Annotated in this window: 23 protein-coding genes; all 23 read right to left on the bottom strand. The window is 53.2% G+C overall.

Features of this window, described 5'->3' with window-relative positions:
- Positions 1–146: 146 nt before the first annotated feature.
- The 23 genes from NI000_RS01070 to dpsA all read right to left on the bottom strand — a co-directional run bounded on the left by NI000_RS01070 (position 147) and on the right by dpsA (position 24,364).
- Complete coding sequence (locus tag NI000_RS01070) at positions 147–854, bottom strand: RecX family transcriptional regulator (RefSeq protein WP_253406921.1); 708 nt, start codon at positions 852–854, stop codon at positions 147–149.
- A 66-nt stretch (positions 855–920) separates the two neighbouring features.
- Positions 921–1,976, bottom strand: coding sequence for a recombinase RecA (gene recA, locus NI000_RS01075; RefSeq protein ID WP_301292178.1), 1,056 nt, complete (start codon positions 1,974–1,976; stop codon positions 921–923).
- A 184-nt stretch (positions 1,977–2,160) separates the two neighbouring features.
- Positions 2,161–3,408, bottom strand: a complete 1,248-nt coding sequence (locus NI000_RS01080; RefSeq protein WP_253406923.1) for a competence/damage-inducible protein A — start codon at positions 3,406–3,408, stop codon at positions 2,161–2,163.
- 38 nt (positions 3,409–3,446) lie between these two features.
- Entirely contained in the window at positions 3,447–4,034 is a 588-nt protein-coding gene (gene pgsA, locus NI000_RS01085) for a CDP-diacylglycerol--glycerol-3-phosphate 3-phosphatidyltransferase (RefSeq protein WP_253406926.1), read from the bottom strand.
- On the bottom strand, positions 4,031–5,359 hold the full coding sequence (gene rimO / locus NI000_RS01090; RefSeq protein WP_253406927.1) for a 30S ribosomal protein S12 methylthiotransferase RimO: 1,329 nt from the start codon (positions 5,357–5,359) through the stop codon (positions 4,031–4,033). The genes pgsA and rimO overlap by 4 nt, the downstream gene beginning before the upstream one ends.
- Before the next feature lie 143 nt (positions 5,360–5,502).
- Entirely contained in the window at positions 5,503–5,994 is a 492-nt protein-coding gene (locus NI000_RS01095; RefSeq protein ID WP_253406928.1) for a YajQ family cyclic di-GMP-binding protein, read from the bottom strand.
- 358 nt (positions 5,995–6,352) lie between these two features.
- Positions 6,353–7,234 carry a helix-turn-helix domain-containing protein gene (locus NI000_RS01100; RefSeq protein ID WP_253406929.1) on the bottom strand — a complete coding sequence of 294 codons (882 nt, stop codon included), beginning with the start codon at positions 7,232–7,234 and terminating at the stop codon, positions 6,353–6,355.
- Between the two features lie 40 nt (positions 7,235–7,274).
- Positions 7,275–8,054 (bottom strand): DUF3388 domain-containing protein, encoded by a 780-nt coding sequence (locus tag NI000_RS01105; protein ID WP_054975388.1) that lies wholly within the window; start codon positions 8,052–8,054, stop codon positions 7,275–7,277.
- 87 nt (positions 8,055–8,141) lie between these two features.
- Positions 8,142–8,978 (bottom strand): hypothetical protein, encoded by an 837-nt coding sequence (locus NI000_RS01110; RefSeq protein ID WP_253406930.1) that lies wholly within the window; start codon positions 8,976–8,978, stop codon positions 8,142–8,144.
- 140 nt (positions 8,979–9,118) lie between these two features.
- Positions 9,119–9,373 (bottom strand): DUF3243 domain-containing protein, encoded by a 255-nt coding sequence (locus NI000_RS01115; RefSeq protein ID WP_054975389.1) that lies wholly within the window; start codon positions 9,371–9,373, stop codon positions 9,119–9,121.
- A 76-nt stretch (positions 9,374–9,449) separates the two neighbouring features.
- Positions 9,450–10,211 (bottom strand): elongation factor P 5-aminopentanone reductase, encoded by a 762-nt coding sequence (ymfI, locus tag NI000_RS01120; protein ID WP_253406931.1) that lies wholly within the window; start codon positions 10,209–10,211, stop codon positions 9,450–9,452.
- A complete protein-coding gene (yfmH, locus tag NI000_RS01125; RefSeq protein WP_253406933.1) occupies positions 10,201–11,493 on the bottom strand; it encodes an EF-P 5-aminopentanol modification-associated protein YfmH in 1,293 nt (430 codons plus the stop codon). The genes ymfI and yfmH overlap by 11 nt, the downstream gene beginning before the upstream one ends.
- Positions 11,494–12,798 carry an EF-P 5-aminopentanol modification-associated protein YfmF gene (gene yfmF, locus NI000_RS01130; RefSeq protein WP_253407414.1) on the bottom strand — a complete coding sequence of 435 codons (1,305 nt, stop codon included), beginning with the start codon at positions 12,796–12,798 and terminating at the stop codon, positions 11,494–11,496.
- Positions 12,799–12,895: 97 nt separating this feature from the next.
- On the bottom strand, positions 12,896–13,702 hold the full coding sequence (gene sleB, locus NI000_RS01135) for a spore cortex-lytic enzyme (protein ID WP_253406935.1): 807 nt from the start codon (positions 13,700–13,702) through the stop codon (positions 12,896–12,898).
- A 127-nt stretch (positions 13,703–13,829) separates the two neighbouring features.
- Complete coding sequence (locus NI000_RS01140; RefSeq protein WP_253406937.1) at positions 13,830–16,403, bottom strand: FtsK/SpoIIIE family DNA translocase; 2,574 nt, start codon at positions 16,401–16,403, stop codon at positions 13,830–13,832.
- A 114-nt stretch (positions 16,404–16,517) separates the two neighbouring features.
- Positions 16,518–16,754, bottom strand: a complete 237-nt coding sequence (locus NI000_RS01145; protein WP_253406939.1) for a YlzJ-like family protein — start codon at positions 16,752–16,754, stop codon at positions 16,518–16,520.
- Entirely contained in the window at positions 16,751–17,503 is a 753-nt protein-coding gene (locus tag NI000_RS01150) for a ClpP family protease (protein ID WP_253406941.1), read from the bottom strand. Before NI000_RS01150 ends, NI000_RS01145 begins: the two co-directional genes overlap by 4 nt.
- Positions 17,504–17,698: 195 nt before the next feature.
- The gene (locus tag NI000_RS01155; protein WP_253406942.1) at positions 17,699–19,375 is read right to left on the bottom strand and encodes a ribonuclease J; all 1,677 of its coding nucleotides are present in this window, start codon (positions 19,373–19,375) and stop codon (positions 17,699–17,701) included.
- Between the two features lie 209 nt (positions 19,376–19,584).
- The gene (gene dapA / locus NI000_RS01160) at positions 19,585–20,460 is read right to left on the bottom strand and encodes a 4-hydroxy-tetrahydrodipicolinate synthase (RefSeq protein WP_253406943.1); all 876 of its coding nucleotides are present in this window, start codon (positions 20,458–20,460) and stop codon (positions 19,585–19,587) included.
- A gap of 28 nt (positions 20,461–20,488) precedes the next feature.
- Positions 20,489–21,706, bottom strand: a complete 1,218-nt coding sequence (dapG, locus tag NI000_RS01165; protein ID WP_253406944.1) for an aspartate kinase — start codon at positions 21,704–21,706, stop codon at positions 20,489–20,491.
- 84 nt (positions 21,707–21,790) lie between these two features.
- A complete protein-coding gene (locus NI000_RS01170) occupies positions 21,791–22,831 on the bottom strand; it encodes an aspartate-semialdehyde dehydrogenase (RefSeq protein ID WP_253406945.1) in 1,041 nt (346 codons plus the stop codon).
- A gap of 43 nt (positions 22,832–22,874) precedes the next feature.
- Complete coding sequence (locus NI000_RS01175) at positions 22,875–23,468, bottom strand: dipicolinate synthase subunit B (protein WP_054975400.1); 594 nt, start codon at positions 23,466–23,468, stop codon at positions 22,875–22,877.
- Positions 23,465–24,364: a dipicolinate synthase subunit DpsA gene (gene dpsA / locus NI000_RS01180; protein WP_253406946.1), complete on the bottom strand. Its 900-nt coding sequence runs from the start codon at positions 24,362–24,364 to the stop codon at positions 23,465–23,467. Before dpsA ends, NI000_RS01175 begins: the two co-directional genes overlap by 4 nt.
- Positions 24,365–24,503 lie beyond the last annotated feature (139 nt).

Here is a 24,503-nt window from a genome sequence, read left to right on the forward strand (position 1 = left end):
GTTCGAATCTCCCTCGGGCTGTTCAGGAAGATTCTGTGTATCGCATTTACATGATTATTTTATCTTTTGACAAAGAAGCTTGTCAAGGTGTTCGGTCCGAATGAATCGATATTCCGCCCGTCGCATGATTACGTTTTCCATATTTGCTAAAATTGCTCTTCCTCCGGGAACATCTCTTCGTCCCAATCCCCCTCCGGTCCTTTTCGAGGCAAACGCGCCAGCACTTTGCTAACGACCGTTCCCGGATAGCCCCGACGCTGCAAGAAACCGGCAATTTTCCGCCTTGCCTTCACCGGATCTTTCTCCAACTCCGAACGATACCGTTTCGAGGCAAGACTGTATGCCATCGCAAATTCAGTTTCTTCGTCCACCTGCTCCATCGCCGCTTGAATATGATCTTTTCGAATTCCTTTTTGCTGCAGCTCCTGCTTGATCCAATGCCGCCCTTTTTTTTGCGATTCGAGGCGCTGTTTGGCGAGCTGTTCGGCAAATTGCTCGTCGTTCAAGTAGCCTTCCTTCGCCAGACGCTCAACCGTCGATGCCGTGATTTCCGGCGTGTACCCTTTTTGCTTTAGCCGGGCCTTCATTTCATGTTCGGAGCGGAGCCGGCTGGACAGCAGACGGATCGCATCCAAATAAGCTTTATGCGCTTCGTCCTCGGCCAATATCTGCTCAAGTTGCGCCGCTTCGACGGCTTCGCCTTTGAGCAGCCTGTGCTTGATCATCAAGTCCTCATGGACCGAGAACGCAAAGGTCTCGTCGATATAAATGTTATAACGGTGCGGCCCCCTGCGCTGCCGTTCCACCTTCGTAATCAGCCCTGATTGAAGCTGCGGCCTTTCCTGCTCGGTCATGAATCCAAGTACCTCCCTTGAAAATGGCAAAGGCACCTTTAATCTGGATTAAAGGTGCCGGAACGTTTATTCTTGCTCTTCAAACAGCGCCAATTCTTCGTCTTCTTCGTCGTCATCCGTATTCGGCCCTACTACCGGAATCAGGTTGCTATTCTCGCGAATTTTCTTCTCGATGACATCCGCAATATGCGAGTTTTCCTTAAGGAACTGCTTCGCATTTTCACGTCCTTGGCCGAGACGGTCGTTATTGTAAGAATACCATGCGCCGCTCTTCTGGATGACATCCATCTCGGTGGCGATATCGACGATACTGCCTTCCCTGGAAATGCCTTCGCCGTACATAATATCGATATCCGCTTGCTTGAACGGAGGCGCTACTTTGTTCTTAACGACTTTGATCCGGGTCCGGTTACCGACCATATCATTGCCTTGCTTAATCGTCTCTACGCGGCGTACGTCAAGCCTGACGGACGAATAAAACTTGAGCGCGCGGCCCCCTGGAGTCGTTTCCGGGTTGCCGAACATAACGCCGACCTTCTCGCGCAATTGGTTGATAAAGATAGCGATCGTTTTTGACTTGTTGATTGCCCCGGACAGCTTCCGCAGCGCCTGCGACATAAGGCGGGCTTGCAAGCCGACGTGGGAGTCCCCCATCTCGCCTTCGATTTCGGCCTTCGGTACGAGAGCCGCAACCGAGTCGATGACAATGATGTCGACCGCGCCGCTGCGTACCAGCGCTTCCGCAATTTCCAGCGCCTGCTCGCCCGTATCGGGCTGGGAGAGAAGCAACTCGTCGATGTTGATGCCAAGCTTGCTCGCATACAACGGGTCCAGCGCGTGCTCCGCATCGATGAACGCCGCGGTGCCGCCGATTTTCTGAACTTCGGCGATGGCGTGAAGCGCTACCGTCGTTTTACCGGACGATTCCGGTCCGTACACCTCTATAATTCTACCTCGCGGAAATCCGCCGATACCCAGGGCAATATCCAAGGCCAGCGATCCGCTCGGGATCGTCTCTACCTGCATGTGGGTCGATTCGCCCAATTTCATGATCGAACCTTTCCCGAATTGCTTTTCAATTTGACGAAGGGCATTTTCCAAGGCTGCGCGCCGATCTGACAAAAGAATCACGTCCTTTTTGATTTATCTGCTGATACCATATTACCGTGTTTTAAATCGGCTGACAAGCATTTTTCCGAACATACATTCGCTTGCTTGGCAAAAGAAAAACCGTAACACGTTTGGTTCAAAATGTTACGGTTCTTCCGCTAACATCTATTATACTTTATTCTGGGTATTCTGGCAACTATGATTTTATCGTTTTCCACAAATGATAGAGTGCGCTTTTCGCTGCCCGCAGCTTGATCGTTTCGCGGTTGCCGGACAGCTGGAGCTTGACGGCAAAGACTTGACCGCTCCGGTGCGCGAGACCTACGTAGACCAAGCCGACCGGCTTGTCTTCCGTCTCGCCCGGCCCTGCGACGCCGGTAACCGATACGGCAACGTCCGCTTCCAGCAAACGAAGCGTATTGCGCGCAAGCTCCGCCGCGGTCTCCTCACTGACGGCACCCGGCGCGTCCGGTCCTTCCAACAGCTCCATCGGCACGCCAAGCAGCTTATGCTTTAATGCCGAGGAGTAGCAAATGACGCCGCCCAAAAATGATTGCGAGCTCCCCGGAACGGCTGTCAGCAGATCGCTGAGCAGGCCCCCCGTGCAGCTCTCGGCTACGGCCAGCTTTTGCCCGCTCTCCGCAAGCATATGCAGCACCTGCTGCTCCAGGGTAAGGTCCTCCGCCGCGTAAATATGCTCGTCCAGCCGGCCCCGGATTTCCGCTTCCAGCGGACGCAGTCTGGTCATCGCCTCGTCAGGCGAAGAAGCGCGCGTCGTAAGCCGGATCGCCACCTCGCCCTCCTTGGCATACGGGGCGATGGTCGGGTCCGTCTGGGCTTCGATTAAATCGATCAGGGCATGCTCCAGTGCCGACTCTCCGATCCCCGCGAACTTCAGCATGACCGAGTAAAGCGGCTGCACGTGATCCATCTTGGACTCAATCCAAGGCTTGGCATACCCGTCGAACATCGGCTTCATTTCTTTGGGCGGGCCGGGCAGCAAAATGTAATGTGTACCCTCGTGCGTCACCGCAACGCCTACCGCAAGCCCCGTATCGTTCGGCAGCGGATCGCTTTGCTCCAGCATCAGCGCCTGCCGCGCATTGCTTTCCACCATCGGGATGCCCCGCCGCTGGAACATCTCGGTCATCTTATTCATTGAAGGCTCATGAATGACAAGCTTTTGCCCGAGCACCTCGCCCAGCATGTCCTTTGTCAAATCGTCCTGCGTCGGTCCGAGTCCGCCCGTGCAAATAATGAGATCCGCACGGCCCTTGGCGAGATGCAGCGACTCTTTGATCCGCGAGACGTTGTCGCCGACGACCGTCTGGAAATAAACGCCCACGCCGATATCCGCAAGGCCTTTGGCTAAGTACTGCGCATTCGTATTTACGATTTGTCCCATCAGCAGCTCGGTGCCGACGGCTATGATCTCAGCTCTCACGGTACGCCTCCAAACAGCACAAAAACAATAGGCTTTCCCTACTGTTTTTGATCGCTAAAATTAATGACATGCTTGTTTTTGATAAAATAGTCGAAGCCCGAATAAATCGTAATGATAGCGGCAATCCAACTGGCCACGATATCAAAGCGGAAGTTGATGAACGCAAACGGAAAATTGTTGATAAGCAGTGCGATAATGGCCGTAATCTGCGCCGCCGTCTTCCATTTCCCCCATTTGCTGGCCGCTATGACGGACCCTTCGAGCAAAGCGATTTGCCGCAAGCCGGTGACGGCGAACTCGCGGCTGATGATCACAATGACGATCCAAGCGTCAACCTTGTTCATTTCAACGAGCGAGATCAATACGGCAGACACCAAAAGCTTGTCGGCCAGCGGATCGAGAAGCTTGCCCAAATTGGTGACAAGCTTCCGTTTTCTGGCGATATATCCGTCCAAACTGTCGGTGCTGGCGGCTATGATAAAGATCAGCGCCGCGATAATCTGGTTGTACGTAATGCTGAACTGCTCGATGCGAATGTGCGGAAACTTAACGTTGACGAGCAGAAATAACATGATGATCGGAACCAGAAATATTCTCACCAGAGTGATCCGGTTGGCCAGATTCATGCCACGACCTCCCCGGACAAGTCAAACTCGAAGGAGTGGGTAATGCGAACCTTGGCAATTTCGCCGATTTTGAGCTCCCCGCCGCCGACAAACACTTCCCCGTCGATCTCGGGAGCATCGTACTGCGAACGGCCGACGTAGACGTCGTTGCGCCCGTCGTATTTTTCGATCAACACGTCGATCACTTGACCGATCCGCTCGCCGTTGCGCTCGTTTGCAATTTCGCGCTGCAGCTCCATGAGCACGTTCGAGCGGTATTCTTTGACATCGTCCGGCACTTGGTCCGGCAGACGGGAAGCCGGCGTATCTTCCTCCTTGGAATAAGTGAACACGCCTAGACGGTCGAATTTCACTTCGCTGATAAACGATTTCAGATTCTCGAAATCTTCTTCCGTTTCTCCTGGGAAACCGACAATAAGCGACGTGCGAAGCGATACACCCGGAATGCGGTCACGGATTTTGCGGATCAGTTCCCGTGCGTCCCGCTGACGTCCCGGACGCCGCATCCGCTTCAAGATGCTGTCTTCACTATGCTGCAAAGGCATATCGACGTATTTGCACACTTTAGGGTTGTTCGCGATGACGTCGATCAGCTCGTCCGTAAAGAAGCCGGGATACGCGTAATGCAGCCGCACCCATTCGATGCCCGGCACGGCGCTTACCCGGTTCATCAGCTCCGGCAGCATGAACGTATCGTACAGATCTGTCCCGTAGTTGGTCGAATCCTGCGCGATCAGGCTGATCTCCCGGACACCCTGCGATGCCAACTGGGCCACTTCGTCAAGAATCGATTCAACGGAACGGCTGCGGAACTTGCCCCGCATGATCGGAATGCTGCAGAACGTACAGGCGTTGTCGCAGCCCTCCGCAATTTTCACATAAGCCGTATAGCGCGGAGTCGCCATTCGTCTCGGCAGCTTTTGCTCGTAGTTGAACACCGGATTGCCGACCATTACAGGCTTGCGGCCGACCAGCGCCTGGTCGATAATGTCGTTGATATTATGGAAATCTCCGGTGCCGACGATTCCGTCGATCTCCGGCATCTCCTTCATCAACTCTTCCTTATAGCGCTGGGTCAGACAGCCCGATACGATCAGCGCCTTGAGACTGGCCGTCTGCTTCAGCTCCGCCAAATCGAGAATCGTATTGACCGATTCCTCTTTGGCCGCGTCGATAAAGCCGCATGTATTTACAATAATGATGGTCGCTTCTTCTTTATCGTTCACCAGGGAATACCCGCGCTCATGCACAAGCCCGGACATGATCTCCGAATCGACCAGGTTCTTCTCACATCCTAAGGTAACCACTTTCACTTTCTCTGTCATGTCTAGAATCCTCCACCATGGTTAGTACCTTTTACTACTAAACGGTTTGGTTCAAGTATAATATACCGTGTGAAAAGGTGTCAAAAGCAGCAAAAATACCTTACGGACCCGTTTCCGTAAGGCAGCCGAACCGTTCTTTGGCCTTACCTGAAATTGATAAACTGAAGATCGAGCGAAAGATCCGCCTTCCGGAGCAGCGCCATCACCTGCTGCAGGTCGTCTTTGCTTTTTCCGGTTACCCGAATTTGGTCCCCTTGAATCTGGCTTTTCACCTTCAGTTTGGAATCGCGGATCAGCACGTTGATTTTTTTGGCGTTGTCTTGATCGATCCCCTGCTTGACTTTAATCCGTTGACGCACCGTACTGCCTGCGGCGGGCTCGACCTTGCCGTAATCCAAATTTTTAAGCGATATGCCGCGCTTCGCCATCTTGGACTGCAAAATGTCCAATACGTTTTGAAGCTTGAAATCGTCGTCGGAGATGACCATCAGCTCTTCTTTCTCCAACGAGATGCTGCTCTTGCTTCCTTTGAAATCAAAGCGTGTCGCGATCTCCTTTTCCGCCTGGTTTATGGCGTTGTTCATCTCCTGAAGATCCAGCTTCGATACGATATCAAACGAGTTTTCACTGCTCACAAAATCCGCTCCCCTTTCATATCTAAATTCCACGCCCTCTATTGTAACAAAAAAGACACCCTCAGCACAAAGCTTTCGCGTGTCTTGAAGCCGTATTGTTCGAATGCGCCGAAAACTTAAGCGTTGTCGCTATCGGCCTTTCGGCAAAACATGTCAAGAAGACCCAACAGGATGTGGGCCAAACCGAAACCAAAAAATGCCGTAGCCCCAAGCATCCGGCGTCAAATACAAGCCGAGCATGCTGAACAGGACGCCAAGCCCGGCAACCATCCAATTGGCAGTTATGTGGCACATCCTTCAGGCAAAAGTTAACAGATGTATACGATGTCCAGTATTTCCGTTTTGCCGGCGGTTTATGCTATGACTTTTGAATATCGACTTGAATTTTTTTCACGTTCGGCTGATCGCCTACGACAACCGGCGAGCCGTTAACGCTCAACTCGACGGCATTGGCTTTTCCGAAAATCAAGAAAGCCGTATCGGTCAACTCCCACGTTTTCGTTTCCCCGTTTTTGAACGTCATGGAGTCGATCACCGTTTTATTCGGGCCAGGCGGCGAATCGACTTCGACCCAGCAGGAATCCCCGGTCACTTTCATTTCGATTTTCAGCTTATCCGTACCCGTAACTGCGTAATAATCGGTTCCCCGCTCGCTTTTGACCAGCTTGACCTCCGTCGTCGGAGGCGGTGTCGGGGGCGGCGTAGGCACCTGCACCGGCTTGTTATCCACAAGCGCTCCATTCGTTCCGTTAGCTCCATTCGCTCCGGCATTTCCGGGATCGGGCTTCTGGGCGGCGGGCTCGACCTTTTCGGTAATTTTCTTCGGCAAATCTTTGGTCGCATCATTTGTGTTGCCGGTATAGCTTTGGCTCATGTAGTAATAGATGACCCCAAGAATAAGCACGATGAAGGAAATGACCATCACATTGGACGCCCACTTCCCGAGCCATTCTGTATTGCGGGTGGTCCGCTTGGTGCGGATCGGTTCGATTTGCTCCGGCTCCGGTTGCGGGATGACATTCTGATACATGTTCAATACTTCATTCGGGTCTAGCCCCACCGCTTCGGCATAGCTCTTTATAAAAGCCCGGACGTAAAAATTCCCGGGCAGCACTTTATAGTTGCCGTCCTCAATCGCTTCCAGATACCGTTTGCGAATCTTGGTTGTTTCCTGCAAGTCATCGAGAGATATTTTCTTTTCGACTCTGGCTTTTCTTAGCAATTGACCCAGATCGGACACGTGGTCACCCCTTTCCGACGCTCAGAACCTGGACAGGGCATTAATATTCGTCAAATCCGGCAGTGAACGTCTCGTATGTAATTTCTTCGTCCGGTGTATTTCTAAGCTCCACGATGCAGTCAAAATGATCGTAGGTGTACTGCGATTCCCGGATGAAAATATCCGGATGCTCGATCACCTTGGTGGAAGGCATCGCCATTATTTCCTGCAGCAGCATATGATGCTTTTCGTTGGAACGGAGCGTCGAGACGATCCCGTCGATAATAAATACGTTGTTCGGATTCATTTCATCCTCGGAAAGCTGGCTGCGCACGGTTTGGCGGAGCAAGGTCGAAGAGACGAACGTCCACCGCTTGTTGGAGCAGACGCTTCCGGCGATAATCGACTCGGTCTTGCCGACGCGAGGCATCCCGCGCAGCCCGACGACATGGTTGCCGTCACGTTTGAACAGCTCGCCCAGAAAATCGACCAAAAGTCCCAGTTCGTCCCTGGTGAAGCGGAACGTTTTCCGGTCATCGGAGTCCCGCTCGATATAGCGGCCGTGACGGACGGCAAGAATATCGACCAGCTTGGGCGGGCGCAATGCCGTTATAGTTATATTATCCACTTTTTTCAACATTTTACCCATTAATTCAACTTTTTCTTCATCGTTCGTCTGCAAAAGCATGCCGCGGGTACGGTTATCTACCCCATTGATGGTGACGATATTGATATCGAGCATCCCCATCAGGGAGGCGATATCCCCGAGAAGCCCCGGACGGTTTTTGTGGATGCGGTATTCCATGTACCACTGCTTGATTTCGTTTGATTCGATTATCATCCGTCGTTCTCCGATCCTAGGTTTGTGATTGGTTACAAAAGAATTCTACAATATTCGATAAAATCCTCCCCGTTTCAGGGCATAAAGTCACAAATTTTTATTGATTTTCGCTTCGGCGTCCGAATACGGCTGAATCCCCGGCGTCCATGCTTTTTTGGCCAACATGTCTTCGATGGACGCAAGAATTCCTCCCCACTGCAGCTCAATGCCGGTAGAGGCCATATTGATCACCGGAACCTGCATAGTCTTCAATTTCTGTAATTGCGCCGCTTCCAGCGGAGCGAATACTGCGATCCACGCGGGCCCATGACTGTGTACCTGGAATTGAAACTGCGTATACCAGCCTTCGGCGTCGGCCAAATTGATATATTCCGCTTCTTCGGAAGGCGCCCATTCGGACGGAATCGGGTAAGCCGAAGTCGTCACCCATTCGATCGCCCGGCCATTATCAAGCTGCAGCCCTACCCATTCGCTCCATTCCTTCCGGAACCGGTCCTCCGGGACCAGCTTTACCATGATGTTGCTTCCGCCTACCACCGGGGATTGCCTCGCCAGTTGGTCGTCCAGCATCACCCACTTACGTTCCGGGATGCCCGCGGCGGCCGGAAGCGTATTTTGTACTAAATTATGTCCGGCAACAAGGATATAGTCATAAGATCTGGTTTTAATTTTGGACAGCTGCTCTTCGGTCAGCGCGGTCGTATTGTCCATCCATTCGAAGGCCGTCTGCTTTTTATCCCGCCAATTGATGAGTGCCGTTTGCAGGGCGGTTTTCACATTGTCCGGCATTTCCTGCCCCGTTACGACGAGAATCGACGATTTTGCTTGAAGCAAGGCAGGATCGATCGCCGGGATGTTCTTGCCGCAGCCGCTAAGCAAACCTAGAATGCCTATTCCTACAAACAAACGTTTCAGCTTCTTCACTTGCGGTTCAACCTCTTTCTCCCGTTCGTCTATACCAGTATATAAGAAAACCGGCCGCGAAGCCAATGCGGCAAGCGGCCGCAGCAGGAAACAAGAGAAAAGCCTCCCTGGAAAGGAGGCTCATGTAAAATTCCGGATAATTAATGATGTGCTTTAGCCAGTTTGACCATTGCCCGTGCCAGGACCTTGCGCTCTTCTTCGTCGCATACGTCCCACAGATCTTTCAGTACGCGTTCTTCTTTATTTTCCGGATCGATTTTGTCAGACAAAAATTCACCGATTTGAAAAGCCAGCTGCGAGATGGTCTCTTCCGTCATCCCTGCCCGTTCCGCTTGCTCTACACGCTCTCCCAAAAATTCTTTCCAACGATCGAACACCTTGAGCATCGTAGCCATGTATGCATCCTCCTTATCGAAATGAATGTCGTTACGACGTTAATGTTTGCATTTCGGTAAGGATTTATACGGGCCGTCAGGTCAGCCAGCCCCCGTTGGGACTGATGATTTGACCCGTGATGTAGCCGGATTCGGGAAGCGCAAGGAAGTAGACAAGCGACGCGATTTCATCGGGCTTGCCGAAGCGGCCGACGGGAATATCGTTCTCGATCATCTCTTTCTCCCGCTCGTCAAAGCCTGCCATCATCAACGTATCGACCGCGCCGGGAGCGACGGCGTTCACGGTGACCCCGGAAGGGGCAAGCTCCTTCGCCAACGCCTTCGTAAAAGCATTGATGCCGCCCTTGGCGGTCGAATAGGCGACCTCGCAGGAAGCGCCGGAGATGCCCCAAATTGAGGATACGTTGATGATTCTGCCGTACTTTTGACGGATCATCGCCGGCATAAATTGACGCGTCATCAGAAACGCGCCCTTCAAATTAATGTCCATGATTTCATCCCATTGGGACTCCTCCAGATCGGAGAACAGGCCATAGTGGGAAATGCCCGCATTGTTGACCAAAATATCCGGAACGAGATCGTGCTGCGCCAGCTTTTCCTGCATCCGTTCGATCTGCTCCCTCGACCGCAGGTCTGCCGTTACCGTTAACACGCGGCTACCCAGCTTCATACAGCTGCGGGCCGTTTCGTTCGCCCCTTCGTGCGAATTCAGGTAATGAATAACTACATTCATGCCGACCGAAGCAAAGCGGCAGGCGATCGCGGCGCCAATCCCGCGGCTCGCCCCCGTGACGAGCACCGTTTGCTCCGGAAACGGCTTGCAATGACTAGGTTCCATTCGCTTCACTAGTCACAATGGAAGCCGCCAGACGGCTCCAATCGAAATGCGCGCGCAGCCGCTCGTTCACATCTTCCAAGGTCAGCTCTTCATACACCGGCAGGATATCGAACAAATCGATTCCCTTAAACCGGTACTTCGTAAATTCATTGGCGATCGCTTCAGGCGAATTGAGTTGGCGCAGGAAAGCGCCGATTTTTTTCTTCTTGCTGCGCTCGAAATCGGCGGAGGCAATGCCGTCCGTTTTTATCCGGTCGATTTCTTCCTGCACGCGGCCGATCAAACGTTCGGGGTCTTTCGTATCTCCGCCGATCACTGTGAATGCATAATTTTCGGCAATATTATACTCGGAGCCGAAGCTGTCGGAAATCAGCTGCTCGTCGTACAGCTTTTGATAAATCGCCGAGCTGGGGCTAACCAGCACGTCAAGCAGCACCTTCATAGTCAGCTCCCGCTTCAGCAGCTCCCGCCCCCGCAAAGACTGGCCCGGCTCCTTGCAGCCGAACAAACACTTGGGCAGCGAGACCGGCAGCACGGTCACTTTGCGCGCGGCCTTCACTTGGTGCGGCTCGTCTTCAAAAAAACGATTGATCGATCCCTGCGGCCTGAACGTTTTCCCCGCCTGGTTCTGTTTGACGAGTTCCATAATTTCTTGCGGGTTGACCCCGCCTACGACAAACAAGCTCATATTGCTCGGATGATAAAACGTATGGTAACACTCGTACAGCATTTCTTTTGTAATTTCAGCGATGGATTCGATCGTTCCGGCGATATCGATATGTACCGGATGCTTATGGTACATCGTTTCGATCAATCCGAAATACGCCCGCCAGTCCGGATTATCCCGGTACATATTGATCTCCTGACCGATAATGCCCTTTTCCTTCTCAACGTTCGCATCTGTAAAATACGGATTTTGCACAAAGTTAAGCAGCGTCGACAAGTTGTCCTCGATGTGCTCGGTCGCGGAAAATAAATAAGCCGTGCGGTCGAAGCTTGTGAACGCATTGGCGGAAGCCCCTTGGGCAGCGAACACGGAAAAGATGTCCCCTGTCGGCTCCTCGAACATCTTGTGCTCCAAAAAGTGCGCGATGCCGTCGGGCACTTTGCGCCGCGCTTCGCCTTCGACCTGAAAATCGTTATCGATTGAACCGTACTTTGTCGTAAAGGTGGCATACGTTTTCTGGAAGCCTTCCTTCGGTAAAACAAAAACGCTCAGTCCGTTCGGAAGTTCTTCGGCGTACAGCGTTTCCTTCACATGCGGATAAGGGATCGTGCGCATTTATTGCCCCCCTTTGTTGTCACGTAAAAAATATATCGTATCCAGTTGCACCTGGCGGGCCATCCGGCGGATCTGCTCTTTGTCCGTTTGCTCCACCGCTTCGATCAATGCCGGAACCGTACGATCGGCGCCGGACAGACGGTTGTTGAAATCGAAAGCGATCAACTCGAAGGCCGAATCCTGAAGCTCGCGCAAATGTCCCGTAATCATCGCTTTCGTCTGCTGCAGCTCCGTATCGCTGATTTGCCCCTCTTCCATCGCTTTCAGCTGCTCCTTAATAATCGAGACGGCCTTCTCGTAATTTGCGATTTCGATGCCCGATTGGATCGTCAGAATTCCTTTGTGCCCGTCCAAGCGGGAGGAGGCGTAATAAGCCAAGCTCGCCTTTTCGCGGACGTTGGTGAACAGCTTGGAATGCGGATATCCTCCCAAAATACCGTTATAGAGCAGCGCCGAAGGGTACGAATCGTCCGCATACGAGGTTCGCACGCGAAGCCCCATATTCAGCTTCCCTTGATTGACATCGAGACGCTCGACGACTTCCTTTACTTGACCGACACTGCGGTGCTCGGCTCTGAGTGAGTAATCCGAAGATCGTTCCTTTCTGGCAGCAAAATAGCGCTCGATTAAGGGCAGCACCTGTTCCAGATTCGTATTGCCTACCACATAAATATCAATCGGCGACTGCCGCAGCAGGGCTTCATACCGTTCGGTTAAACCTTCAGCCTCAATCGAAGGGATACGGTCGATTGCGCCGAGCGGATGGAGCCGGTAAGGCTCGTTGCTGCACATTTCGGCGATGCACCGTTCCGCAGCATAGCGGATTTTGTCGTTAACGATGGATTCCAACCGCTTCTGCAGCGTCGTTTTCTCGGAATCGATATATTTGCGGACCAAGGTTCCGCCTTCCATCGCCGGCTGTGTAATCGCCTCACCCAAAAATTGAATGGCTTGATCAAGCAGCGGCTGCGGACTGGAAACGAAATCGTCCTGAATGACATCCATGCGGAATTGAAGCATCTGGTAATCCCCGCGCTTGTACACGTCAAACCCGAATCCGGCCCCATACAAATCGTCCAGCTTCTCGCGAAACTGCTTCGTTTCCGGGTAGGCCTTGCTGCCGCGCCGCAGCACAAAAGGAATAAGCGCGTTAGGCGTAACCGTATCCTCCTGAAGCGGACTGCCCACATAGACCGATAATGCATAAGTTTTGAACTGCTCCGTCGGCAGCACGTGCACACGCACGCCCTGCACCGTTCCCCGTTCGAATTGTATTTGCTTCAAAGACGAAACAACTCCTCTCATCATCATGGCTTCACTTCCGCCTTCCCGGGTATATTCCATTATATTCCTCTATAAACAGAAGAAGCAACCGTGAAGATGGTTACTTCTACTACATGCGCTATTTGCAAAAAATATGTTTGCCAATTTGTTTGACTTGCGGACGGGACCAAATCCACTTGGACGTGGCCGTTACCGGGTTGAAATAATAAATGCATCCGCCGGAGGGGTCCGACCCGTTCAGCGCGTCTTGAACCGCCTTGCGGGACGTTTCGTTCGGCGTCAGCCATATTTGTCCGTCCGCTACGGCCGTAAACGCTCCAGGCTGGAAAATGACGCCCGAGACCGTATTTGGAAAGCTTGGCGATTTGACGCGATTGAGAATAACGGCGGCAACGGCGACTTGGCCGATATACGGCTCCCCGCGTGCCTCGCCGTGTACCGCATTCGCCATCAAGTTCAGGTCCTCTTCGGAAAGACCGAGCCGATTGGAACGCGGTATGCCAGCGTTCGCCGGCGGCGCAACGCTTTCAGGTGCGACTCCGCCTTCGGCGACTTGCCCTCGTCCGGCACCTGTTACCCAAGGAGGCAGCTCTTCGGCTTTCGCCTTCCATCCTTTCGTCGCTTCCCACAGCTTCAGCTTCGATTTGTCCCCGGCGATGCCGTCGACCTTCAACCCGAATTCGGACTGGAACCATTTGAGCGACTTTAAGGTCTGATAGCCGAAATCGCCATCCACTTTGCCGTAATAAAACCCGAGATGCTTCAAACGGCCTTGGAGCTCGTAGACGTCGGCTGTGCCGGACGCTCCGTAGCGGATTTCGTTCTTGCTGAATGTCTGCTGCACCTTCAGATGCTGCTTGAGCTGAAGTCCGGCGAACAGAATAAATACCAGGCCAAGCGTAATGAAGATCAATCGTTTATTCATTCTGGCAACCTCACCTTTCCCGCCTTCGTTGCGGCAACCTTTTTAAGGTTATTATGAGAAAGGGAGTCAGCTTCTATTCAGCCTAAACTGGGAATCGCTGGGCCTGGATAATACATTCGGAAGCCGCTCAGGAGCTCATTCGGTTCATTTGATACTGCTCAAGCGACATCAAGACTTCACGCGGCTTGCTGCCCTCGTACGGACCTACGATGCCGCGCGCTTCCATCGTATCGATCAACCGGGCGGCACGCGTATAACCGACGCGCATGCGGCGCTGAAGCAGGGATACGGACGCTTGCTTCGCTTCAAGAATAATTTGGACCGCCTGATCGTACAATTCGTCCTCAAACGTTTCCGTCTCTTCTTGCTTATCTTCGACATGCGGAACCATGTCTTCCACGTATTCCGCCTGCCCCTGGGTCCGGACGAAGCCAACGACCGCTTCCACCTCCTGATCGGAGAGGAAGGCTCCCTGAACCCGGACAGGCTTCGAAGCGCCCATCGGCAAGTAAAGCATATCTCCACGGCCAAGCAGCTTCTCCGCGCCCGCAGAATCAAGGATTGTCCGCGAGTCTACCTGCGAGGAGACGCCGAAAGCGATCCGCGACGGAATGTTCGCTTTGATAACGCCGGTAATGACGTCGACCGACGGCCGCTGCGTAGCGATGATGAGGTGGATGCCTGCCGCACGCGCCATCTGGGCAAGGCGGCAGATCGCATCCTCCACGTCGTTGGCCGCAACCATCATCAGGTCGGCCAACTCGTCCACGATGACGACGATATAAGGCAGCGGTGCCCCCGTCTGCGTTTCTACCAGCATCGAGTTGTAGCCTTCGATATTGCGCGTCCCGCTTTTGGAGAAAAGCTCGTACCGCTTTTCCATCTCCACGACGACTTTTTTGAGCGCAAGCGAGGCCCGCTTCGGATCGGTTACAACCGGAGCCAGCAGGTGCGGAATGCCGTTGTAAACGTTCAGCTCGACCATCTTCGGGTCGATCATCAGAAATTTGACTTCATCGGGCTTTGCTTTATAAAGAACGCTCGTGATGATCCCGTTAATACAAACGGATTTCCCCGAGCCGGTCGCCCCTGCGACGAGCATGTGCGGCATTCGTGCGAGATTGCCGACGATCGGCTGCCCGGAAATATCGCGTCCCAGCGTGATGGACAATTTGGACGCCGCGTCCTGAAAGGCCGGGCTTTCCATAACTTCGCGCATCGTGACCACGGATACCTCGGTATTCGGCACCTCAATCCCGATGGCGGACTTGCCCGGAATCGGCGCTTCCATACGGATATCCTTTGCAGCCAGAGCGAGGGCGATATCATCCGTCAAGCTGACAATGCGGCTTACCTTCACGCCGACGTCCGGCTGAATTTCGTAACGGGTAACTGCAGGGCCGCGGACGACCTCCAGCACCTTTGCTCGCACGCCGAAGCTTTCGAGCGTCGCTTCCAGCTTGCGGGCAACCGCCTTGTAATCCAGCGAGTCGCTTCCTTTGCCCGAAGCGGGCTTGGCCAGCAGCTGCAAGGAAGGCAGCTCGTACGGGATAGCGAGCGGTTTGTTTTTAATGTCAAAATCGTCCGCACCTTCCGCTCCTTCTTGCTCCTTAGCCACCGGATCAGGTTTGGGGTCTGCGGCATTCTCAGCGGAAGCGGGGCTATCGGATGTGCGCGCCGCTTCCTGATGAACCTGCTCTTGAAAATCGCGGATAACCGGGATTGCCGGTTCATGATCTTCTTCGTAAGGGATATGCTGCTCCGGGAAGTCCGAATCGTTGTCGTATGAATCCTGCCCCGCCGAATAGACCGTGACCGTTTCTTCTTCCTTTTCCGGTTGAACGCGCCCCTTTTTCGGCTTCCCCTCCGCCTTGTTCTTTTCCTGCGTTTCAGACGGATTAAGCAGCTCGAAGAACAGACTGCGCATTTTTCCCGGCTTCCGTTCCTTGCGCTCCGGCTTCAACGTCTCTTCGTCGAACTCGTCCTCCGGCGGCGGCACATAGACCGCTGCGACCGACGGCTTCTTCTTGCGCTGCGCGCTCGCGGCGGCCGCCTTCGCGCGGTTTCTTTCCAGCAGCTTGCGCTTTATGTATTGGCCAAGCAGCGTCTCGGCAAACGGCTTGCGCCCGCTGAATTTGTTCATGATATCGCCGACTGACAATCCCGTAATGAGAATGAATCCTACGACGAACAGCGTGTATTGAATTAGACGGGCGCCCAGGTTGCTGAACAAAAAGTGCAGCACCGCATAGAGCACCGCCCCGATCATTCCCCCGCCGACGCCGTCGGTCAAGATCGCCATTCCTTTTTCCGTCGGATCTAGTCCGTCTACCATGCTCGCCCAAGTTTGGGACAGCACTTGGCCTTCCGTGAAATTCCCTTTCGGGTAAAGCTGCGAGAACAGGCTGATATGGCTCATCAGCAGCAGCGACAGGATGATCAGAAGCACCCCGAGCTTGCGGTGCGTCCGCCACACCGGCCATTCCCTTTTCATCATCGCGTACAATCCGGCGTATATAAACACGAGCGGAATGAGAAAATCCCAAGTTCCGATCACAAACCGAAACAGATAGGTCAACGAACGGGCTACCGAACCTTCACGGGATAAAGCGATGATCGAAAAAATCAAAATAACGATGCCGTACAGTTCAAATTTGAGATTTGATTTGATTCCCTTGCCCTTTTTCCTTTTCCTGGCCAAGGCCGCTCACCCCCGAGCCTTCATTATACCATAAACTGGGGTGAAGCTAAACGAAGAATGCGAAAATATATTCCCCTCCAGAAAATCAGGAGCGAGAAATCGTATCGATCAGCTCTATTCGCCGGCTTCCCGTACCATCGGCTGAAACTCGATCATTCGTCCGGGAGCGTATTGGGGGTTCAAAAAATCCTGCGGGTTGCAACTGATCAGACGGACGATCTTTGCCTGTTGTGCGTTGACCGGCTCAACCTGCATCCTGACCCCGTTCATTACAATATCGACGGTAGACGACTTCATCGCTTCGATTCCTTCGTAGACGGTTTCCAGCGGCAGGATCGAATAATGAATCATTGGATCATGCCTCCTCCATTGCCGGCGCGCCGCTCGTCGATCAGGGCGTTGAGCTTGCGGATGGCTTCCCCAATGCCCCCCAGCGAATCGATGAGTCCGTATCTCACGGCATCCGCACCGATGACCGTCGTACCGATGTCGCGCGTGAGCTCGCCCGTTTTGAACATCAGTTCTTTGAATTTTTCTTCGTCTACCCGGGAATGCCGGGTGACGAACCGGATAACCCGCTCCTGCATTTTGTCCAAATATTCGAAGGTCTGGGGAACGCCGATCACCAGACCGTTCAGACGGATCGGATGAATGGTCATCGTCGCCGTTTCGGCAATGATCGAATAGTTGGCCGAGACGGCAATCGGAACTCCGATACTGTGCCCTCCGCCGAGTACAAGCGTTACCGTCGGTTTGGACAACGTAGAGATCATCTCGGCGATTGCCAGCCCGGCTTCCACGTCTCCGCCTACCGTATTCAAAATAATAAGCACGCCTTCGATTTTCGCGTTCTGCTCCGCGGCTACAAGCTGCGGAATCAAATGCTCGTATTTGGTCGTCTTGTTTTGCGGCGGCAGAACGATATGGCCCTCCACCTGCCCGATAATGGTCATGCAAAAAATGTTGGATTCAGTGGTAGGCGCGGCTGTCTGCCCCAACTGCTGAATCGCATCGACCGTTGCGCTTTTGCGTCCTTCTTCCGTCGTCGGCGCTTGGGGCGGCTGCACCGGCTGCTGCTCTTGTTTATCATTGGATTGCATGAAGAACATCCCTCCGTTAGCTGAAATGTCCTTGTTAGTATGGTGCACCCGTGCAAAACTATGCGGGTCCGAGCACGGATATACGAAAAAAGACCGCGTAACCGTGAGGAGATTTCCCCCGCTTACGTGGTCTTTGCAAAAAACGCTTCTTATACACTCTATCCTCAAGTGAGTTCGTATGACTGGTGGGAAGTTTTACACTTCCATGATGATTGGCAAAATCATCGGTCTTCTTCGGGTTTGCTCATATAAAAATCGGCCGAGTGCGTCTTTGACATGGGTTTTGAGTGAAGCCCACTCATTGACATTTTCGTTCATTAAGCGATGGAGCGTGCTTGTCACGATCCGGTTCGCTTCTTCCAGCAGTCCTTCCGACTCCCGTACGTATACGAAGCCGCGGGAGATGATGTCCGGACCGGACAGAATCGTCCCGTCCTGCTTACTGAGCGTTACGACGACGACCAGAATGCCGTCTTGGGACAACAGCTTGCGGTCGCGCAGCACGATGTTGCCTACGTCCCCGACACCGAGACCGTCGATGAGAACGTTGCCTGCCGGTACTTTGGAACCTTTGCGGGCAACGCCGTCCTGAATTTCCACCGTATCGCCGTTATCGACGATAAAAATATCTTCGCGGGCGATGCCGACCGATTCGGCAAGCATCCCGTGCTGGCGAAGCATCCGGTACTCCCCGTGAATCGGGATAAAATATTTCGGACGCATGATATTCAGCATCAGCTTTAATTCTTCCTGGCTGCCGTGTCCGGATACGTGTACCCCTGTGATCGAGCCAGGCCCGTAAATGACATGTGCGCCTATGCGCATCAATTCGTCCACCGTACGCCCTACATACCGTTCATTCCCGGGAATAGGCGTAGCGGCAATGATGACGGTATCGCCCGGCAAAATGTCCATCTTGCGATGCGTGGAGCGGGCCATCCGGGTCAGCGCCGACATCGGCTCGCCCTGGGACCCTGTAGATAAAATGGCTACACGATCGGCCGCGAGTTTGTTCACTTCCTCCGGTTCGATCAACATGCCATCCGGAATACGCAAGTAGCCCAGTTCGCTGGCGATGCTCACGACATTCACCATGCTCCGCCCGATCACGGTCAGCTTGCGGCGGGTCGATTCGCACGCGTCAATGACCTGCTGAATCCGATGAATGTTGGAGGCGAAGGTCGCGATAACGACACGCTGCTTCGCTTTGCGGAATACGTCTTCGATTTCCGCGCCTACGCTGCGCTCCGAACCGGTATAGCCCGGACGCTCCGCGTTCGTACTATCCGATAACAGTGCAATGACGCCTTTGCGGCCGATCGCTGCCATTTGGTGAAGATCTGCATACTGCTCGTTAACCGGCGTCTGGTCGAACTTGAAGTCGCCGGTATGAACCACGTTGCCTTCAGGCGTCTCCAAGCATACCCCTACCGAGTCGGGAATACTATGGTTCGTCTTAAAGAGCGTTGCCGTCATGCAGCCGAGCTTCAATTCCGATTCGGCCGTAATAACGATCCGTTTCGTTTCCCCGAGCAGATTCGCTTCCTTCAGCTTCATCTCGATCAGACCCATCGTCAGCCTTGTTCCATACACCGGAACGTTCAGGTGCTTAAGAACGTAAGGCAAACCGCCGATATGATCCTCGTGGCCGTGTGTAATGACGATTCCGCGCACTTTATCGCGATTTTCCGTTAAGTAAGAAATATCGGGAATGACGATATCGATCCCGAGCATATCTTCCTCCGGAAATTTCAATCCGCAGTCTACGACTACAATATCGTTCGCGTATTGAACGACATACATGTTCTTCCCGATTTCACCCACGCCGCCCAGGGCGAAAATCGTTAATTTGTCTATATTTTTCTTGGACAAGTAACTAAACCTCCTCAATGTAATTGACGACGATTTCCATATGATTATTCAAAACCAAATTTTAACCGCACCAGTCACTTGACATCATTATACATGAAAAAAATGACTCTTTACAAGTGAGCCGGTCAATCGGCCATCCACCTTGCGTAAAGCGTATTATTCCCAAAACAAAAAAACCGATGCCGCAAAGGCACCGGTTGTCGTAAAGCTTAGGCAAAAAGCGAAGAGATAAATTGTTTTTCTTGTTCCGTGACGTCCACGAGCGGCAGGCGAACCCCGCCCACGCGCAGTCCTTTCAGGCTAAGCGCATGCTTGACCGGAGCCGGGCTCGGTACGCGGTGAGGGCATAAGAACAGCCCGCGGAATATCGGAAGCAGTTGACCATGAAGCCTCGCCGCCTCTCTTACTTCGCCCTGCAAATAGCAATCGATCATCGTTCTCATTTCTTTGCCGATCACATGGCTCGCAACGCTGACAATTCCCCGCGCTCCGACCGCCAAAGCGGGGAGCGTGGCGCTGTCGTCGCCGCTGTAGACAAGAAAGCCCGGGGCGGCACCGGTAATGATCTGCGTCAACTGGTCCGTATCCGTGCAATCCTTCGTCGCAACAATGTTCGGAATGTGCGATAAACGAATCGTCGTTTCCGGCTCGATATTGACACCGGTCCGTCCGGGCACGTTATAAAGGATGATCGGGATGTTAACCGACTCGGCAATGGCTTTGTAATGCTGATACAATCCTTCTTGCGAAGGCCGATTGTAGTACGGCGCTACCAGAAGCAGCGCATCGACACCAAGCTTTTCGGCCGCTTGCGACAAATGAATGGAATGAGCGGTATCGTAGCTGCCGGTCCCTGCAATAATTTTGCAGCGGCCGCGCGCATACTTTACGGCCCTTTGAAAACTTTCGAGCTTCTCTTCTTCCGTTAGTGTAGGAGATTCGCCGGTTGTGCCGCAGATAACGAGACTGTCGCTTTGCTGCTCTTCGATCAAGTAGTCCATCACGTTCTCAAATTGCGTCCAGTCGATGTTAAGCTTGTCATCGAACGGAGTAACCATGGCGGTTATCATTGTGCCAAAATCCACGTGTTGTCTCCCCCTAAAACATTATGCGTTATCTATGGAGCTCGAATTTGCGGTGCAGCGCACGAACGGCTTTGACCATGTCGTCACCTTGCACCAATACCCAGATGGTCGTATTCGAATCGGCAGATTGCAGAATTTGGATGTCTTCTTCCGTAAGCGCTTCGACAATGTGGGCCATAATACCAGGTACGCCGTTCATTCCCGCCCCGATGATCGAAACTTTTGCGCAGTTCGGCGTGATGTGCGGCGTATAGCCCATTCCTTGAAGCGTTTCGGCTGCCCGCTCCGCCTCATGATCAAAGACCGTGTACACGACGCCAGACGGGTTGACGTTAATAAAATCGACGCTGATTCGCTGCCGCGCCATCGCTTTAAATACGTTAAGCTGCAGATCGTAGCTGCCTTCCTGAGGCGCTACCCGAATTTGCGAGATATTCGGCACGTGAGCGATGCCCGTCACAAACCGGTCCTGCACGGCGCCCGATTCGCTCCGAAGCGCATCGGCATGCGTAACAAGCGTTCCTTTATCCTTGGAAAACGTGGAGCGCACCCTTACCGGAATTCCCGCATTCATAGCGACCTCTACCGCTCTGGGATGAATGACCTTCGCGCCTAAATGTGCCATGTTGCAGATTTCCATATAAGAGACGACCGAAAGCGGTCTTGCTTCTTCCACGATCCGCGGATCTGCCGTCAAAATACCGCTCACATCGGTGAAAATTTCGACAAGCTCCGCATTTAAAGCCGCTCCAAGCGCGGTAGCCGACGTGTCGCTTCCGCCCCGGCCGAGCGTCGTGAAATCGCCTGTCGCCGTCTCGCCTTGAAATCCGGCGACGATGACGACATTCCCCTGCTCCAGCAGTTCGAGCATACGCCCTGGCCGAATCGTCACGATTTGAGCATTGCCGTGTTCGTCATTCGTTAAGATTCCCGCTTGCGCGCCGGTTAAAGCAACGGCTGGAATCCCCTCGGCGTTCAGTAGACTGCACAGCGTAGCGGCCGAGATGAATTCGCCGCAGCATAGCAGCATATCCCGTTCGCGCGCAGGCAGCTTATTTCCATTTTGCCCAATCCAATCCAGTAGCGTGTCCGTTGCGTAAGGTTCCCCTCTGCGACCCATAGCCGAAACAACAACAACCGTTTTGTATTCTTGGTTCAAAGCATCTTGGATGTGTTCAATAACGTGTGTTCTAGCCTCGGCTGTGGAAAGAGATGTGCCTCCGAATTTTTGCACCAAGATCCTCATGTGATCTCTCCCCTTGTCCATGTGCCATAGTTAATAGCAAAATTCTGGCTTCCTGAGTGTCTCAGAAAGCCAGTTTAGTTCCATTTATTGCTGCTCGATCGCGATGTATTCGGCAATTTGAACGGCATTCCAAGCCGCTCCCTTGAGCAGGTTGTCGGATACGATCCACAGATTGAGGGCTCTCGGGTTGCTAAGATCGCGGCGAATACGGCCGACGAACGTTTCCAGCTTACCTGTCGCATCCGTAGCCAGCGGATACAGCTGTTCGGCAGCGTTATCCTGTACCACGATCCCTGGTGCGTCAGCCAGCAGGCGTTTCACCTCTTCGATGTCGAAATCTTGCTTAAGCTCGACATAAACCGATTCGGAATGGCCGTAAACGACCGGAATCCGCACGCAAGTCGCGGTGACTTCCAGCGTTTCGTCGCCCATGATTTTTTTCGTTTCGTTGATCATTTTCATTTCTTCGTAAGTAAAGCCATTGTCCACAAATTTGTCGATTTGCGGAATAGCGTTGAATGCGATTTGATGCTTGACCGGCAAAGAGCCTACCGGCAAAATTTGCGGCTCCACTGCGTTTCCTTCCAGCACTTCGCGAGACTGGCGAAGCATCTCGTTAATCGCGCTGGCGCCTGCGCCGGATACGGCTTGGTAAGTGGAAACGATGATGCGGGAAATGCCGAAACGGTCGTAAAGCGGCTTCAGCGTTTGCACCATTTGAATCGTAGAGCAGTTCGGGTTGGCAATCACGCCTTTGTGGTCGCTGACTTTGTCGATATTTACCTCAGGCACGACAAGCGGCGTTTCCGGGTCCATCCGGAACGCGCTGGTATTGTCGATACATACGGTTCCGTGCTTGATCGCCTCCGGAACCAGTGCCCGGCTGACGTCGCCTCCTGCACTGAACAGGGCAATGTCCACGCCTTTAAAGCTGTCCGGCGTTGCTTCTTCAATCGTCACTTCACGGCCTTTGAACTGAAGTTTCTTGCCTGCGGACCGGGCCGAGGACAAGAGCTTCAACTCTTGAATGGGGAAATTCCGTTCAGCCAGCAAACGGAGGATCTGTTCTCCTACGGCACCTGTCGCGCCTACTACTGCGACGTTAAACAACTTTTGATTCGACATGTATTGTCCTCTCCCCTAAAGATAAATGATAAAAAATGCAGGATCAGTAATGAAACCGTTCAATCAGCATCGGCTGCAGCTGCTTGCCCTGAAGGGCCGCCTCGCAAGCTTCCATAATCAAATCCATGCGCGCCACAAGCGAATTCGGCTTGACCGTCGGCGCATCCTGTCCGAACGGGACGAAATAAATGTTTTTGGTAATCAGAAGCTTACCGATATTCGTGGCGTTCAGTCCCAATCCGTCATTTGTCGAAATCGCCAGCACGAGTGGTCTCCCGTTGCGCATCTGCGCTTTGGCCGCCATCAGCACGGGACTTTCCGTCATGGCGTTAGCAAGCTTGCTGGTCGTATTCCCGGTACAGGGAGCAATCACCATTATGTCGAGGAGTTTCGAAGGACCGAGCGGTTCTGCATCTACAATTGAAGAAATAATATCATTTCCTGTGATCTCTTTCAACTCTTTTTGCCAATTTGCCGATGTGCCGAAACGCGTGTCCGTGGTCATGATTGTATTGGATACGATGGGCACGACTTTGGCCCCGGCATCGACAAAGCGCCGGATTTGCGGCATCGTTTCTTCAAACGTGCAATGAGAGCCGGTCAATGCGAAGCCCACCGTCAATTGATCCCAATTCATTCCCCGTTCCTCCTTCGTCTTGCGTCCTCCATGATGATGCGGGTTATCGTATCGCCAATGATGCGCCCGGCCGTCTTCGGGGCGACAATCCCGGGCAGCCCCGGCGCAAGCATCGCCTTCACCCCGCGTTTTTCGGCATAGCGGAAATCGGTTCCGCCCGGCTTGGAGGCAAGATCGATAATAATCCCGCGATGCGGAATATTGGCGATGACTTGAGCGGTGACCACCATGGCCGGGATGGTGTTGAACAGCAAATCCACTTGGGATACGTGGGAAATAAGCTCTTGCGTATAAAAGGGGTTCATTCCCATCTCGATCGCGCGAGCAAAATATTCCGGCTTGTTGACGCCTACCCTGACCTTCGCGCCCATGCCTTGCAGCGTGCGGGCAAGCGTTGCTCCGGTTCTTCCGAAGCCAAGCACCATGGATTCCGAGCCGTGAATGGTGATATCCGTGTTCTGAATCGCCATCATCACCGCGCCTTCGGCTGTCGGAATGGAGTTGTAAATCGCCACATCGTCACGGTCGAACAATTCGATCAGCCCGATGCCTTCGTTCGAGCATAATTCGCGTAAGTAAGGTTTGGCCATGCCCGTAAAGACGATGGCATGTTTCGGCAGAGCAGCTATATGTTCATGGGTAAGTCGCAATTCCTTGGATGAAAACAGACTGTCCACATTTCCTTGATCGTCCGTTCCAACGGCAGGCAAAATGACGGCATCCAAAGCCACAAGCGCTTCGGGCGTCAATTCTGCTTTGGTAATCCCGCTTGAACCGTTCTGCAAATTATCAAAGCCGAACAAGACGACGGATGCGTCGAGTTCGGAGCATTTATGAATCACTTCGAGCTGTCTGGCATCGCCGCCGATCAACGCTACTTGAATCCCGGTCAGCATTCATTCTCACCTCTTTCCATGTCGCTCTCGATAAATCATCTTATGCGACAGCCCAGAGATGGGTTCCAGCAGATCAAGCCCCAAACGACGGCGGCATGCATCGTTCGGCGGCCAACAAAAAAGCGCTCTTCCGTCAGGC

It is taken from the genome of Paenibacillus tyrphae (assembly GCF_024158745.1).
GTDB lineage: Bacteria > Bacillota > Bacilli > Paenibacillales > NBRC-103111 > Paenibacillus_G > Paenibacillus_G tyrfis_A.

Coding starts and splice junctions, on each gene's coding strand:
- ymfI (WP_253406931.1), bottom strand. CDS start 10,211: ATGGAACCTAGTCATTGCAAGCCGTTTCCGGAGCAAACGGTGCTCGTC.
- NI000_RS01105 (WP_054975388.1), bottom strand. CDS start 8,054: ATGATAATCGAATCAAACGAAATCAAGCAGTGGTACATGGAATACCGC.
- NI000_RS01150 (WP_253406941.1), bottom strand. CDS start 17,503: ATGCAATCCAATGATAAACAAGAGCAGCAGCCGGTGCAGCCGCCCCAA.
- dpsA (WP_253406946.1), bottom strand. CDS start 24,364: ATGCTGACCGGGATTCAAGTAGCGTTGATCGGCGGCGATGCCAGACAG.
- NI000_RS01175 (WP_054975400.1), bottom strand. CDS start 23,468: ATGAATTGGGATCAATTGACGGTGGGCTTCGCATTGACCGGCTCTCAT.
- yfmF (WP_253407414.1), bottom strand. CDS start 12,798: ATGAGAGGAGTTGTTTCGTCTTTGAAGCAAATACAATTCGAACGGGGA.
- NI000_RS01115 (WP_054975389.1), bottom strand. CDS start 9,373: ATGGCTACGATGCTCAAGGTGTTCGATCGTTGGAAAGAATTTTTGGGA.
- NI000_RS01070 (WP_253406921.1), bottom strand. CDS start 854: ATGACCGAGCAGGAAAGGCCGCAGCTTCAATCAGGGCTGATTACGAAG.
- NI000_RS01170 (WP_253406945.1), bottom strand. CDS start 22,831: ATGTCGAATCAAAAGTTGTTTAACGTCGCAGTAGTAGGCGCGACAGGT.
- sleB (WP_253406935.1), bottom strand. CDS start 13,702: ATGAATAAACGATTGATCTTCATTACGCTTGGCCTGGTATTTATTCTG.
- NI000_RS01145 (WP_253406939.1), bottom strand. CDS start 16,754: ATGATTCATTATTCGATCCTGCCGCTGGAAACCGTCTACGAAGGAATC.
- pgsA (WP_253406926.1), bottom strand. CDS start 4,034: ATGAATCTGGCCAACCGGATCACTCTGGTGAGAATATTTCTGGTTCCG.
- yfmH (WP_253406933.1), bottom strand. CDS start 11,493: ATGCGCACGATCCCTTATCCGCATGTGAAGGAAACGCTGTACGCCGAA.
- rimO (WP_253406927.1), bottom strand. CDS start 5,359: ATGACAGAGAAAGTGAAAGTGGTTACCTTAGGATGTGAGAAGAACCTG.
- dapG (WP_253406944.1), bottom strand. CDS start 21,706: ATGAGGATCTTGGTGCAAAAATTCGGAGGCACATCTCTTTCCACAGCC.